Source organism: Paraburkholderia sp. SIMBA_053 (genome assembly GCF_046534895.1).
GTDB classification, from domain to species: Bacteria; Pseudomonadota; Gammaproteobacteria; order Burkholderiales; family Burkholderiaceae; genus Paraburkholderia; species Paraburkholderia caledonica.
In genome coordinates this window covers 1-255 of record NZ_JAWRXU010001158.1, presented here as the reverse complement: position 1 = coordinate 255, position 255 = coordinate 1, and the positions used below count along the sequence as shown (strand labels likewise).

General features: G+C 52.5%; 1 protein-coding gene. It reads left to right on the top strand.

All coding sequences use genetic code 11. From position 1 onward, the window contains the following. Positions 1 to 255 (top strand): DUF1415 family protein (locus SB753_RS39285; RefSeq protein WP_410805451.1); only part of this gene is annotated, 255 nt, incomplete at both ends.

Sequence of the window (255 nt, the reverse complement as noted above, 5' to 3'; positions counted from 1 at the left end):
CGTGGACACGACGCTGTTAATCCTGCCTCAAGCGCTAGGCGATTTTCTCGATTACAACGACGCGCTATTCTTCGCCGAAAGAATGCTGAAGCAGCTTCGGCTCGAAGGCATTATCCAGATTGCGAGTTTTCACCCGTCGTATCAGTTCGAAGGCGCCGATCCCGACGACATTGAGAATTACACGAATCGCGCGCCGTATCCGATTCTGCATTTACTCAGAGAAGACAGTATTGAGCGCGCGGTTCAGGCGTTTCC